The 14452-nt window shown below is 47.9% G+C and carries 8 protein-coding genes, 2 tRNA genes and 2 rRNA genes; 10 read left to right on the top strand and 2 right to left on the bottom strand.

The window, feature by feature from the left end; genetic code table 11:
- Positions 1–144 precede the first annotated feature (144 nt).
- Together gppA and rhlB are read right to left on the bottom strand one after the other, a co-directional pair.
- Positions 145–1638 carry a guanosine-5'-triphosphate,3'-diphosphate diphosphatase gene (gene gppA / locus OO778_RS00275; protein WP_074190852.1) on the bottom strand — a complete coding sequence of 498 codons (1494 nt, stop codon included), beginning with the start codon at positions 1636–1638 and terminating at the stop codon, positions 145–147.
- Positions 1639–1657: 19 nt separating this feature from the next.
- The gene (rhlB, locus tag OO778_RS00280; RefSeq protein ID WP_005397003.1) at positions 1658–2977 is read right to left on the bottom strand and encodes an ATP-dependent RNA helicase RhlB; all 1320 of its coding nucleotides are present in this window, start codon (positions 2975–2977) and stop codon (positions 1658–1660) included.
- Positions 2978–3088: 111 nt separating this feature from the next.
- Here rhlB and trxA point away from each other — a divergent pair, with 111 nt between their 5' ends.
- The 10 genes from trxA to OO778_RS00330 all read left to right on the top strand — a co-directional run bounded on the left by trxA (position 3089) and on the right by OO778_RS00330 (position 14365).
- Positions 3089–3415, top strand: coding sequence for a thioredoxin TrxA (gene trxA, locus OO778_RS00285; RefSeq protein ID WP_004745500.1), 327 nt, complete (start codon positions 3089–3091; stop codon positions 3413–3415).
- Positions 3416–3611: 196 nt separating this feature from the next.
- Positions 3612–4871 (top strand): transcription termination factor Rho, encoded by a 1260-nt coding sequence (gene rho, locus OO778_RS00290; protein ID WP_005378757.1) that lies wholly within the window; start codon positions 3612–3614, stop codon positions 4869–4871.
- 105 nt (positions 4872–4976) lie between these two features.
- Positions 4977–5969 carry a hypothetical protein gene (locus OO778_RS00295; protein ID WP_005398448.1) on the top strand — a complete coding sequence of 331 codons (993 nt, stop codon included), beginning with the start codon at positions 4977–4979 and terminating at the stop codon, positions 5967–5969.
- Between the two features lie 92 nt (positions 5970–6061).
- A complete protein-coding gene (ubiD, locus tag OO778_RS00300; protein WP_258614047.1) occupies positions 6062–7915 on the top strand; it encodes a 4-hydroxy-3-polyprenylbenzoate decarboxylase in 1854 nt (617 codons plus the stop codon).
- The gene (locus OO778_RS00305; protein ID WP_012841284.1) at positions 7912–8181 is read left to right on the top strand and encodes a 2Fe-2S iron-sulfur cluster-binding protein; all 270 of its coding nucleotides are present in this window, start codon (positions 7912–7914) and stop codon (positions 8179–8181) included. The genes ubiD and OO778_RS00305 overlap by 4 nt, the downstream gene beginning before the upstream one ends.
- 14 nt (positions 8182–8195) lie before the next feature.
- Positions 8196–8909: an NAD(P)H-flavin reductase gene (fre, locus tag OO778_RS00310; protein ID WP_005398442.1), complete on the top strand. Its 714-nt coding sequence runs from the start codon at positions 8196–8198 to the stop codon at positions 8907–8909.
- A 486-nt stretch (positions 8910–9395) separates the two neighbouring features.
- A 16S ribosomal RNA gene (locus OO778_RS00315) occupies positions 9396–10948 on the top strand.
- 66 nt (positions 10949–11014) lie between these two features.
- A tRNA-Ile gene (locus OO778_RS00320) sits at positions 11015–11091 on the top strand.
- A gap of 45 nt (positions 11092–11136) precedes the next feature.
- Positions 11137–11212: transfer RNA gene (locus OO778_RS00325), tRNA-Ala, on the top strand.
- A 263-nt stretch (positions 11213–11475) separates the two neighbouring features.
- Positions 11476–14365, top strand: a 23S ribosomal RNA gene (locus tag OO778_RS00330).
- The 16S and 23S rRNA genes sit together here with 2 tRNA genes alongside, the layout of an rRNA operon.
- Positions 14366–14452: the final 87 nt, after the last annotated feature.

Here is a 14452-nt window from a genome sequence, read left to right on the forward strand (position 1 = left end):
AGCGGCTTTGTTGTTTCTAAAGCAAATGTACAGCGAAATGAGTATTTAGATCATTGGTGTCTCAAAACTCTATGAGTTGTACATAGGATAATAACGGGTATTAAAAAGGCTCCAAAAGGAGCCTTTGTCATGAGATAACAACCATTAATCAGAGGTAATCGTTAATGGCCAACCGATATCAGTTTGACGGTTGGATTCGATTTCTAGCTCAGCGGCGGTCAACGGGTTGGCCGCTAGCCACTGCGCATCAATGTTTAATGTTAGGTTGTCACCTTCAGCCGTTAATACGACGTTTGGCTCTAAGTTTTGGTTGCGACGGTGAGTCAACAACACCGCTAAGCGCAACAACCGCAGTACGCGCTTGGCACTTGAGCCTGATAACGCGTGTTGCTCAGGCAGCGAGGTGAGTTGTTCTCGATAACGACGGGCAATCTCACCAATAAAGAACTTCTGCGCGCGAGTGTAGCCAGGTAAATCCAGATTCTGGAGTAGGTAAGCACTGTGCTCACCGCCTTTTTTGAAATCGATCGTTAAGCCGATTTCATGCAGCTTTGCGGCGGTTTCAAGCAATATCTTGCCTTGAGGTTCCGTAATCCACTCATCGCCGCCGGCTTGCTCCAACAGTTTGCTTGCCAGTGCCGCAACTTGTTCACCGTATTGGTGATCGAGCTGATAACGATTTTGTACGCTGGCAATTGTGCGAGCACGGATGTCTTCTTGACGTAGCTCTTCAACCATCTCGTAGACTAAGCCTTCACGTAGTGCGCCGCCAGCGAGTGTCATCGCGTCGATTTCCAGTAATTCAAAAACGGCAATCAAAATAGATAGGCCGCTAGGGAACACTAACGCACGTTCAAGCGTTAAGCCTTCAATGTCGAGCTCTTCTAAATGATCGGCTAACATGGCTTGCTTCTGCAGGCGTTTCAATTTGGAGTGAGTGATTACTTCGTCCATACCTTGCGCTAGCATTATCTCTTGCAATGCCTGAACGGTGCCTGATGCGCCAACGCACACATCCCAACCGATTTCAGTATAGCGCTCTAGAATTGGCTGGATTGTCTGCTTCGCGCCTTCAATTGCTGCGTCAAAGTTACGCGCATTCAACTGGCGATCTTTAAAGAAGTTTTCCAGCCAAGTCACACAACCCATTTTTAAACTGGTCAGTGCTTTGGCTTCGAAACCTTCACCGATGATGAGTTCTGTACTTGCGCCACCAATATCGACCACAAGACGGCGACCGCTGCCTCCAGAAGTGTGTGCGACACCTTTATAGATAGTGGCCGCTTCTTCTTCACCGGAGATAACGTCGATTGGTTGACCAAGAATCTGGTTCGCTTTCTCCAGAAACACATCTACATTCGTGGCGGTACGTAAAGTGGCTGTGCCTACAATACGAATGTTTTGTTTAGGAATATCCTGCAAGCGTTCCGCAAATAGACTTAAGCAGTCCCATCCTCGCTGCATAGCTTCCATACTAAGAGAATTATGTTCATCTAGGCCCGCTGCTAGACGAACCTTGCGCTTAATTTTAGCCATTGTTTGAACGCTGCCATCGATATGACGCACAACGAGCATGTGAAAACTGTTCGACCCGAGGTCGATGGCGGCGTATAGCGGCGATGATCCTGCTTGACTCATAAACGAACTCAGTTTCCTTTTACGATTGTTTTGGTGCCGATTGACGCGGTTGGCGCGGACGACGTCCTTGCGGCTTGCGGTTACCTGAACCTGAACGAGTACCGCCAGTATTCGTACGACGCTGTTGGTTGCGTGGCGCACGCATACGAATTGGCGCTGGCAGATCTTGGATCAGCGCTGACGAATCGTATTCTGAAACTGGGATAGTGTGCTCAATGTATTCTTCGATTGCAGGCAGGTTAATTGCGTACTCTTCACAAGCAAAACTGATCGAGTGGCCGCTTGCACCAGCACGACCTGTACGGCCAATACGGTGAACGTAATCTTCACAGTCGTCAGGAAGGTCGTAGTTGAAAACGTGCGTCACTTGAGGAATATGCAGACCACGCGCAGCAACGTCAGTTGCAACAAGAATGTCGACATCACCTTTGGTGAATTGCTCAAGAATCTTTTCACGTTTCTTCTGCGGTACATCACCAGTAAGAAGACCGACACGGTGTCCATCGGCAGCCAAGTGACCCCAAACCGATTCACACTTGTGTTTCGTGTTCGCAAAAATGATGGCGCGATCTGGCCATTCTTCTTCAATCAAAGTTTGAAGGAGGGCCATTTTATCTTCGTTAGAAGGGTAGAAAAGTTCTTCCTGAATGCGGTGACCAGTTTTCTGTTCTGGCTCTACCACAACATGCTCAGGGGTGTTCATGTGCTCAAATGCCAGTTCTTGAACACGGTAAGAAAGCGTCGCTGAGAACAACATGTTCAAACGCTCTTTTGGTTCAGGCATACGACGGAACAAGAAGCGAATGTCTTTAATAAAGCCAAGATCGAACATGCGGTCGGCTTCATCCAGAACAACGGCTTGAATGTTGTTAAGATTGAATACGCGCTGTTTGTAGAAATCGATGATACGACCTGTCGTACCAATCAGAATATCGACACCATCTTGCAGCTTATTCAATTGCTTATCGTAGCTTTCACCACCGTAAGCCAAAGCGGTTTTTAGACCAGTGCTCTCAGTTAATGCTTCTGCATCATTGTAAATCTGAATAGCAAGCTCACGTGTTGGCGCCATAATGATTGCGCGTGGCTGCGTAGGCTTACGACCTTCATGCTCTGGTGTCGTCAGAAGGTGGTTGAATGTAGCAGTAAGAAACGCGAGCGTTTTACCAGTACCCGTTTGGGCCTGGCCTGCGATGTCTTGGCCGGTGAGCAGGACCGGCAACGCCAAGGCTTGGATAGGGGTACAAAATTCGAACCCTTTTTTGTCCAATCCTTCAATAACTTGGGGCTTTAAGCCCAAATCGGCGAACTTTTGCTCTGTGATATGCGTCTTTTTCATGGCTATAGAATATCAGCTAAAGCTTGCAATACGAAAGTAAATACATTCCAATAGGGCATCTAATTACTGGTTATCATCCAACCAGTTTCGAAAAACACATTGGAGTGGAAGATGAGTGATAAGATTTTGCAGCTAACTGATGACGGTTTTGAAAACGATGTAATCAACGCTGCAGGCCCGGTTCTAGTGGATTTCTGGGCAGAATGGTGTGGTCCTTGTAAAATGATCGCTCCTATTCTGGACGAAATCGCAGACGAGTACGAAGGCAAACTCACTATCGGTAAACTAAACATCGACCATAACGCAGGTACACCACCTAAGTTTGGTATTCGCGGCATTCCAACGCTACTGCTATTCAAAGACGGCAACGTAGCGGCAACGAAAGTTGGTGCTCTGTCTAAAACTCAACTAAAAGAGTTTTTGGACGCAAACTTATAATCACCAAGTGATTACAGATAAAACCGTGCAAAGTAACAACGCACGGTTTTGTTTTTCTAACTCTGGACTAGAATACTAATTAGTGCTAACTTATCGCGCGTTAATTGAACAAATTTCTCTTCTTGGTCGATCCTGAGACCAAATCCATCTTAACTAGAAAACAGATCTTATTTTGACTAAACAAGAATCCACCACCATGAACCTTACCGAACTGAAGAACAGACCTGTGTCTGACCTTGTAAAACTGGGCGAAAGCTTAGGATTAGAGAACCTAGCTCGCTTAAGAAAACAAGACATCATCTTCGCGATTTTAAAAGCGCACGCTAAAGGCGGCGAAGACATCTTTGGCGATGGGGTTCTGGAAATTCTGCAAGACGGCTTTGGTTTCCTACGCAGTGCAGATAGTTCATACCTTGCGGGTCCGGACGATATCTACGTATCACCAAGTCAGATTCGTCGCTTTAACCTACGTACTGGTGACTCTATCGCTGGTAAAATTCGTCCACCAAAAGACGGTGAACGCTACTTTGCCCTTCTAAAAGTCAATACCGTTAACGACGACAAACCAGACAACGCTCGTAACAAGATCCTATTTGAAAACCTTACCCCTCTACATGCAAATGAACGCATGGTAATGGAGCGTGGTAACGGTTCTACAGAAGACATCACAGCACGTGTTTTAGATTTGGCATCGCCTATCGGTAAAGGTCAACGTGGTCTGATTGTTGCTCCGCCAAAAGCGGGTAAGACAATGCTTCTGCAAAATATTGCTCAAAGCATCGCATACAACCACCCAGAGTGTGAGTTGATGGTACTTCTTATCGACGAACGTCCAGAAGAAGTAACAGAGATGCAGCGTCTAGTTAAAGGTGAAGTAGTCGCGTCGACTTTCGATGAGCCAGCATCTCGTCACGTACAAGTAGCGGAAATGGTAATCGAGAAAGCAAAACGTCTTGTTGAACACAAGAAAGACGTGGTTATCCTGCTTGACTCTATCACTCGTCTCGCTCGTGCTTACAACACCGTAGTACCTTCATCAGGTAAAGTACTGACAGGTGGTGTGGATGCAAACGCACTACACCGTCCTAAGCGTTTCTTTGGTGCAGCACGTAATGTTGAAGAGGGCGGTAGCCTAACGATCATCGCAACGGCACTAGTAGATACTGGTTCTAAGATGGATGAAGTTATCTATGAAGAGTTCAAGGGTACAGGTAACATGGAACTGCACTTGAACCGTAAGATTGCTGAGAAGCGTGTATTCCCTGCGATTGATTTCAACCGTTCAGGTACACGTCGTGAAGAGCTACTGACGAAGACTGATGAACTACAGAAAATGTGGATTCTGCGTAAGATCGTTCACCCAATGGGCGAAATCGACGCAATGGAGTTTCTCATTGATAAGCTAGCGATGACGAAGACCAACGATGAGTTCTTCGATGCGATGCGTCGTCAGTAATAGCTGAGTCCTTATTCTAAAAAAGCCACTGTTAACGGTGGCTTTTTTGTTGCTTTCTCCCGATGGAAGCATCAGAATGAGGACAAATGTTATCGGGAGGTTAACATGCAACAAGGAATGTTGTCGTCATTACTCCTGAGCTTGTCACTTATCACACTACCCGCGACGTTATCTGCCAAGGAAATGCAGGAGTCTGTAGTAGAACAGTGGCTTCAGGATACTCAAATACAGGCTAAAGTCTCTGAACTGCTTGATTACGTTGTCAGGGATGAGGTCGACTCGCTTAAATTTGCCCTTGATCGACTAGCTTTACCTCAACAAGAGGTCGTGCGTTTTCGGTTATTGGAAAAGCTTGAGAAGCAAGATGTGATTCTCACGCCTAGAATGGCTCTGTTTGTTGAGTCTCAGATCCGTATGACTCCTACTTATCAGGTTCTAGAGCGAGGGGACGGGTATGAGTTTAGTGTGCCTGCCTTTAACTTTCCTGCCATTGCGAGCCGCTTGATTAAGCGTTGGAAGCAAGACCAAAGTACCTTGGACTTTGTACTACAAGCTGAGCGGAAAGAGCTCGACTTAAAGCAATGGCTTACAGGGCAATCTCAACAAGCTCAGGCGCGTGAAGCACTTTTGATTCGAGAGTTGGACAGCTTATCACCGCATGCGCTTGCCGCATTAACCACTCAGTTAACCAAAGCGAATGTGACCAGTTGGCTACCATCGACAGCCGTGATCGTGAGATTAGCGCAAGTCAGTCAAGATGAGGAAGTGTACAACTTACTCTGGCGGATGAGAGCGGATTACAATAGCCAGTCCGAACTCGAGCGTTTAGCTACGGTTGGGGACGTTTTTTCAATTCAGCAATTGATGAACTCCACCGTCAATCCGTCACTCAAACCAGAAGCCATTAGTCTACTCACAAAATCCAACCCTTTATCTCCGCAAGTGAAACAGTTTCTAGTGAGCAAAATGGCACTATCGGAAGAAGCTACAATGGTCGCTCGAGAGCTGGCGCAGCAAGGGCATCAAACCTGGTTGGAAGAGTTAGTCTCTAACAACCATCAAGTGAAGACCCGGCAGATAGAGCAAGTATTAAAGTAATCTGGCTCACATACCCACACAAAATAGGAGGATCTTAGCGTCCTCCTATTTGTTATACTGCGGACAGTTTAATCAGCCAGTCATGAAGGCCTATGAGTTTTAAGGATTTACGCGAATTTATCGACCACCTAGAACAGAAAGGTCGACTTAAACGCATTGCTCACCCAGTCGATCCCGCTTACGAAATGACAGAAATCAGTGACCGCACCTTGCGTGCTGGTGGACCTGCGCTGTTGTTTGAGAACCCAATTGGCTACGACGTACCTGTTTTGACCAACCTATTTGGTACACCAGAGCGTGTCGCGATTGGTATGGGACGTGAAGATGTTAAAGAATTAAGAGAAGTTGGTAAACTGCTGGCTTATTTAAAAGAACCTGAGCCACCAAAAGGCTTCAAAGACGCTTTAGAAAAACTGCCAGTGTTCAAACAAGTATTGAACATGCCGGCTAAGCGTTTACGTAAAGCACCATGCCAAGACATTGTTTGGCAAGGTGATGAAGTCGACTTGGATAAAATTCCGGTAATGAGCTGTTGGGCAGAAGATGTAGCGCCGCTGCTTACTTGGGGCTTAACCGTAACCAAAGGTCCAAATAAGAAACGTCAGAACCTAGGCATTTACCGTCAGCAGAAAATTGCCAAGAACAAAATCATCATGCGTTGGTTAGCCCACCGAGGTGGTGCGCTTGACCTGCGCGATTGGATGGAAACCAATCCAGGTAAACCTTTCCCAGTTTCGGTTGCGTTTGGTGCAGACCCAGCAACCATTCTTGGCGCAGTAACGCCAGTGCCAGATACGCTATCGGAATACGCGTTTGCAGGTTTGCTGCGTGGCAGCAAAACGGAAGTCGTTAAGTCAGTCAGCAATGATTTGGAAGTGCCAGCAAGCGCGGAAATCGTCATGGAAGGCTATATCGACCCAAACGAGTTTGCTGATGAAGGCCCATATGGTGATCACACTGGTTACTATAATGAAAAAGAAAAGCACCACGTGTTTACCATTACGCACATTACCATGCGTAAAGACCCAATCTACCACAGTACCTACACAGGCCGTCCGCCAGATGAGCCAGCTGTATTGGGTGTGGCATTAAACGAAGTCTTTGTGCCGATTCTGCAAAAGCAGTTCCCAGAAATTGAAGACTTCTATCTACCGCCTGAAGGTTGTTCGTACCGAATGGCAGTCGTCACCATGAAGAAGCAGTACCCAGGACATGCCAAGCGCGTAATGATGGGTGTGTGGTCTTTCTTACGTCAATTCATGTACACCAAGTTTGTTATTGTGTGCGATGAATCGGTAAACGCGCGAGATTGGAATGATGTCGTGAAAGCCATGTCAGAGCATATGGACCCAGTACGTGATACCTTGATGATAGATAACACGCCAATCGACTCGCTCGACTTTGCTTCACCTGTGGTCGGGCTTGGCTCCAAGATGGGCTTGGATGCGACCATTAAATGGGATGCTGAGCTGGCGACGCGAACCGAGATCACTGAGCGAGACAGCAAAGCGATTACCGAAGCAGAACTGAATGAGTTGAAACAGCAACGCCCTGAGATTGTTGACGTCTATCTTCCAGTTACAGCAAACAACCAATTTGCTGTCGTAACTATGAAGAAAGACCAAGCTGGTCAATCCCAAGAATTGATGGAATATCTATGGGGCTTCTTTGCTCAGTACACGGATAACAAATTCATCATTTTGTGCGACGATGACGTTAATGCACGAGATTGGAATGACATCATTTGGGCGGTGACAACTCGAATGGACCCAGATAGAGACACGATTCAAGTGCTTGGTAAGACTGAGAGTTCATCCAAATTAGGACTGGATGCGACCAACAAGTTCGAATCTGAAGTCACGCGCGAGTGGGGTACGCCTATCAAAAAAGATCCTAAACTTGTGGCTAAAGTCGATGAGATTTGGGACCAGTTAGGTATTCTATGAGTCATCAAGTCCACCTTCTACCAATGGACGTTACGTTTCCAGTAAAAGAAGGGGAGACGGTGTTGGAAGCTGCGCTCAACAACAATATTCGCTTCCCACACCGTTGCCAAGTTGGCGCTTGCGCCATGTGCATGTGTAAAAAGCTAACGGGCGAGGTGAATTACCACCTCGAACCGATGCTAACCGAAAAAGAGCAACAGCAAGGTTGGATATTCCCTTGCCAAGCCTATACAGAAAGTAATTTAGTGCTTACTTTTGATGAGTAAGCGAGAGGAACACCATGACCATCCAATGTAAAGTAAAGTCTATTCAGCCGTTAGCTTGTAATACTTACCAAATCCTTCTTCACCCAGAATCACCAGTGCCTTTTAAAGCGGGTCAGTACCTAATGGTAGTGATGGGTGAAAAAGACAAACGTCCTTTCTCTATCGCGAGCAGCCCTTGCCGTCATGAAGGTGAACTTGAACTGCATATCGGTGCGGCGGAACACAACGCTTACGCTCAAGAAGTTGTCGAAGCAATGCAAGCGGCGCTTGAAACTGATGGTCAGATTGAAATTGATGCCCCGCATGGTGATGCTTGGGTTCAAGAAGAAAGTGAACGTCCACTATTATTAATTGCTGGTGGTACAGGTTTTAGTTACGTGCGCTCGATTCTGGATCACTGCGTCGCGCAGAATAAAACCAACCCTATCTATCTATATTGGGGTGCGCGCGATAACTGCCAACTTTATGCAAAAGAAGAACTGGTCGAGATCGCCGATAAGTTTACTAACGTTCACTTTGTTCCAGTAGTAGAAGAAGCACCTGCTGATTGGCAAGGTAAGGTTGGTAACGTGCTACAAGCGGTGAGTGAAGATTTCGAAAGCTTAGAAAACTACGATATCTATATTGCAGGTCGTTTCGAAATGGCTGGAGCAGCACGTGAACAGTTCACTCAGAACAAGAAAGCGAAGAGCGAACGTATGTTCGCAGACGCGTACGCATTCATTTAAATACGACTTTTGAGGCTGAAAAAGAGGGTTTTTTACCCTCTTTTTTGCTTTTTTGATGAAATAGTCATCGAACAGTCAGTTTTTTCCATTTTTTTCCAAAAAAGGGTTGCGAACGGATCTGAGTTCCCTATAATGCGCATCCACCGACACGGCAGACGCGATAAGGCTTCAGCAGAGTCGGAGAGGTAAAAAGCTTCTACGAAAATAAAATTGAAAAAGTGTTTGACACTGTCAATTAAATCGCTAGAATGCACCTCCGCTTTGAGAGAAAAACTTCTCGCAAAGCAAGCTCTTTAACAATATAGACCTATCAATCTGTGTGGGCACTCGTTGATGATAATCCAATTAGAAATTTCTCTTAATAAAGAGGGGTTTCAAATTAGGTTTCAATGAAACGAAGTGACCATTGAATCTTCGGATTCAGCACAGTCAATTCAAACATTACTTTATGTAATGTTCAGTATTCATTGAGCCGAACAAAATCTTAAATTGAAGAGTTTGATCATGGCTCAGATTGAACGCTGGCGGCAGGCCTAACACATGCAAGTCGAGCGGAAACGAGTTATCTGAACCTTCGGGGAACGATAACGGCGTCGAGCGGCGGACGGGTGAGTAATGCCTAGGAAATTGCCCTGATGTGGGGGATAACCATTGGAAACGATGGCTAATACCGCATGATGCCTACGGGCCAAAGAGGGGGACCTTCGGGCCTCTCGCGTCAGGATATGCCTAGGTGGGATTAGCTAGTTGGTGAGGTAAGGGCTCACCAAGGCGACGATCCCTAGCTGGTCTGAGAGGATGATCAGCCACACTGGAACTGAGACACGGTCCAGACTCCTACGGGAGGCAGCAGTGGGGAATATTGCACAATGGGCGCAAGCCTGATGCAGCCATGCCGCGTGTATGAAGAAGGCCTTCGGGTTGTAAAGTACTTTCAGTCGTGAGGAAGGCGGCGTCGTTAATAGCGGCGTTGTTTGACGTTAGCGACAGAAGAAGCACCGGCTAACTCCGTGCCAGCAGCCGCGGTAATACGGAGGGTGCGAGCGTTAATCGGAATTACTGGGCGTAAAGCGCATGCAGGTGGTTTGTTAAGTCAGATGTGAAAGCCCGGGGCTCAACCTCGGAATAGCATTTGAAACTGGCAGACTAGAGTACTGTAGAGGGGGGTAGAATTTCAGGTGTAGCGGTGAAATGCGTAGAGATCTGAAGGAATACCGGTGGCGAAGGCGGCCCCCTGGACAGATACTGACACTCAGATGCGAAAGCGTGGGGAGCAAACAGGATTAGATACCCTGGTAGTCCACGCCGTAAACGATGTCTACTTGGAGGTTGTGGCCTTGAGCCGTGGCTTTCGGAGCTAACGCGTTAAGTAGACCGCCTGGGGAGTACGGTCGCAAGATTAAAACTCAAATGAATTGACGGGGGCCCGCACAAGCGGTGGAGCATGTGGTTTAATTCGATGCAACGCGAAGAACCTTACCTACTCTTGACATCCAGAGAACTTTCCAGAGATGGATTGGTGCCTTCGGGAACTCTGAGACAGGTGCTGCATGGCTGTCGTCAGCTCGTGTTGTGAAATGTTGGGTTAAGTCCCGCAACGAGCGCAACCCTTATCCTTGTTTGCCAGCGAGTAATGTCGGGAACTCCAGGGAGACTGCCGGTGATAAACCGGAGGAAGGTGGGGACGACGTCAAGTCATCATGGCCCTTACGAGTAGGGCTACACACGTGCTACAATGGCGCATACAGAGGGCGGCCAACTTGCGAAAGTGAGCGAATCCCAAAAAGTGCGTCGTAGTCCGGATTGGAGTCTGCAACTCGACTCCATGAAGTCGGAATCGCTAGTAATCGTGGATCAGAATGCCACGGTGAATACGTTCCCGGGCCTTGTACACACCGCCCGTCACACCATGGGAGTGGGCTGCAAAAGAAGTAGGTAGTTTAACCTTCGGGGGGACGCTTACCACTTTGTGGTTCATGACTGGGGTGAAGTCGTAACAAGGTAGCGCTAGGGGAACCTGGCGCTGGATCACCTCCTTAAACGATGATTATTGCGATGAGTGTTCACACAGATTGATACGGTTTATAAAGTAAAGAGACGATACTGGGTCTGTAGCTCAGGTGGTTAGAGCGTTCGCCTGATAAGCGAGAGGTCGGTGGTTCGAGTCCACTCAGACCCACCAATTTCCTTCCCAAGGAATTGGCATACAGTATCGACACACCTTGATGGGGCTATAGCTCAGCTGGGAGAGCGCCTGCCTTGCACGCAGGAGGTCTGCGGTTCGATCCCGCATAGCTCCACCATCTTTAAGTGTTCTTGAAAAAGAATCTTTAAAAATGGTTTTCATCAGAAAATCTAGCTCTTTAACAATTTGGAAAGCTGACAAAACAACAATTTATTGTTGTTTGTAAAGTTCTCAAAGTATTCCATTAGGAATACAACTAAAAACACATTCAAGTGTTCTTGGAATTTGAGTCCGGCAAAATCGAATGTCTCTCGCTCATTCAAATAATGAGAGACAACTTTGGTGACTTGTTCATCAACTCGAAACTCCTTCGGGTTGTATGGTTAAGTGACTAAGCGTACACGGTGGATGCCTTGGCAGTCAGAGGCGATGAAGGACGTATTAACTTGCGATAAGCCCAGATTAGGTAGTAAAAACCACTTGAGTCTGGGATTTCCGAATGGGGAAACCCACTTACATAAGTAAGTATCGTTATGTGAATACATAGCATAACGAGGCGAACCGGGGGAACTGAAACATCTAAGTACCCCGAGGAAAAGAAATCAACCGAGATTCCGAAAGTAGCGGCGAGCGAAATTGGACTAGCCCTTAAGCTTTATAGGCGTTAGGTGAACAAGCTGGAAAGCTTGGCGATACAGGGTGATAGCCCCGTAACTGACGACGCATATTCAGTGAAATCGAGTAGGGCGGGACACGTGATATCCTGTCTGAATATGGGGGGACCATCCTCCAAGGCTAAATACTACTGACTGACCGATAGTGAACCAGTACCGTGAGGGAAAGGCGAAAAGAACCCCTGTGAGGGGAGTGAAATAGAACCTGAAACCGTGTACGTACAAGCAGTAGGAGCAGGCTTTGTCCTGTGACTGCGTACCTTTTGTATAATGGGTCAGCGACTTATATTCAGTGGCAAGGTTAACCATCTAGGGGAGCCGTAGGGAAACCGAGTCTTAACTGGGCGTTCAGTCTCTGGATATAGACCCGAAACCAGGTGATCTAGCCATGGGCAGGTTGAAGGTTGAGTAACATCAACTGGAGGACCGAACCGACTAATGTTGAAAAATTAGCGGATGACTTGTGGCTAGGGGTGAAAGGCCAATCAAACCTGGAGATAGCTGGTTCTCCCCGAAAGCTATTTAGGTAGCGCCTCGGACGAATACTACTGGGGGTAGAGCACTGTTAAGGCTAGGGGGTCATCCCGACTTACCAACCCTTTGCAAACTCCGAATACCAGTAAGTACTATCCGGGAGACACACGGCGGGTGCTAACGTCCGTCGTGGAGAGGGAAACAACCCAGACCGCCAGCTAAGGTCCCAAATTACTACTAAGTGGGAAACGATGTGGGAAGGCTCAGACAGCCAGGATGTTGGCTTAGAAGCAGCCATCATTTAAAGAAAGCGTAATAGCTCACTGGTCGAGTCGGCCTGCGCGGAAGATGTAACGGGGCTAAGTAGTAAACCGAAGCTGCGGCAATACTCTTTGAGTATTGGGTAGGGGAGCGTTCTGTAAGCGGTTGAAGGTGTGTGGTAACGCATGCTGGACGTATCAGAAGTGCGAATGCTGACATGAGTAACGATAAAGGGGGTGAAAAACCTCCTCGCCGGAAGACCAAGGGTTCCTGTCCAACGTTAATCGGGGCAGGGTAAGTCGACCCCTAAGGCGAGGCCGAAAGGCGTAGTCGATGGGAAACGGGTTAATATTCCCGTACTTCTTACAATTGCGATGGGGGGACGGAGAAGGCTAGGTGGGCCTGGCGACGGTTGTCCAGGTTCAAGTGCGTAGGCTTGAGAGTTAGGTAAATCCGGCTCTCTTTAAGGCTGAGACACGACGTCGAGCATCTACGGATGTGAAGTCATTGATGCCATGCTTCCAGGAAAAGCCTCTAAGCTTCAGATTGTAAGGAATCGTACCCCAAACCGACACAGGTGGTCGGGTAGAGAATACCAAGGCGCTTGAGAGAACTCGGGTGAAGGAACTAGGCAAAATGGTACCGTAACTTCGGGAGAAGGTACGCTCTCGACGGTGAAGTCCCTCGCGGATGGAGCTATTGAGAGTCGCAGATACCAGGTGGCTGCAACTGTTTATTAAAAACACAGCACTGTGCAAAATCGCAAGATGACGTATACGGTGTGACGCCTGCCCGGTGCCGGAAGGTTAATTGATGGGGTTAGACTTCGGTCGAAGCTCTTGATCGAAGCCCCGGTAAACGGCGGCCGTAACTATAACGGTCCTAAGGTAGCGAAATTCCTTGTCGGGTAAGTTCCGACCTGCACGAATGGCGTAATGATGGCCACGCTGTCTCCACCCGAGACTCAGTGAAATTGAAATCGCTGTGAAGATGCAGTGTACCCGCGGCTAGACGGAAAGACCCCGTGAACCTTTACTACAGCTTGGCACTGAACATTGACCCTACATGTGTAGGATAGGTGGGAGGCTTTGAAGCGCAGTCGCTAGATTGCGTGGAGCCGTCCTTGAAATACCACCCTTGTAGTGTTGATGTTCTAACGTCGACCCCTCATCGGGGTTGCGGACAGTGCCTGGTGGGTAGTTTGACTGGGGCGGTCTCCTCCCAAAGCGTAACGGAGGAGCACGAAGGTGGGCTAATCACGGTTGGACATCGTGAGGTTAGTGCAATGGCATAAGCCCGCTTGACTGCGAGAATGACAATTCGAGCAGGTGCGAAAGCAGGTCATAGTGATCCGGTGGTTCTGAATGGAAGGGCCATCGCTCAACGGATAAAAGGTACTCCGGGGATAACAGGCTGATACCGCCCAAGAGTTCATATCGACGGCGGTGTTTGGCACCTCGATGTCGGCTCATCACATCCTGGGGCTGAAGTCGGTCCCAAGGGTATGGCTGTTCGCCATTTAAAGTGGTACGCGAGCTGGGTTTAGAACGTCGTGAGACAGTTCGGTCCCTATCTGCCGTGGGCGTTGGAGAATTGAAAGGGGCTGCTCCTAGTACGAGAGGACCGGAGTGGACGAACCTCTGGTGTTCGGGTTGTGTCGCCAGACGCATTGCCCGGTAGCTAAGTTCGGGATCGATAACCGCTGAAAGCATCTAAGCGGGAAGCGAGCCTTGAGATGAGTTCTCCCTGATACTTTAAGTATCCTAAAGGGTTGTCGTAGACTACGACGTTGATAGGCAGGGTGTGTAAGCGTTGTGAGGCGTTGAGCTAACCTGTACTAATTGCCCGTGAGGCTTAACCATACAACACCCAAGGGGTTTTGATGGACTCAATGAAAGAACATTGAATGTGTAAGAACGAGAATTAAGAAACAGCTTTCCGAATTAAAG

The organism is Vibrio sp. STUT-A16, from assembly GCF_026000495.1.
Classification (GTDB): domain Bacteria; phylum Pseudomonadota; class Gammaproteobacteria; order Enterobacterales; family Vibrionaceae; genus Vibrio; species Vibrio diabolicus.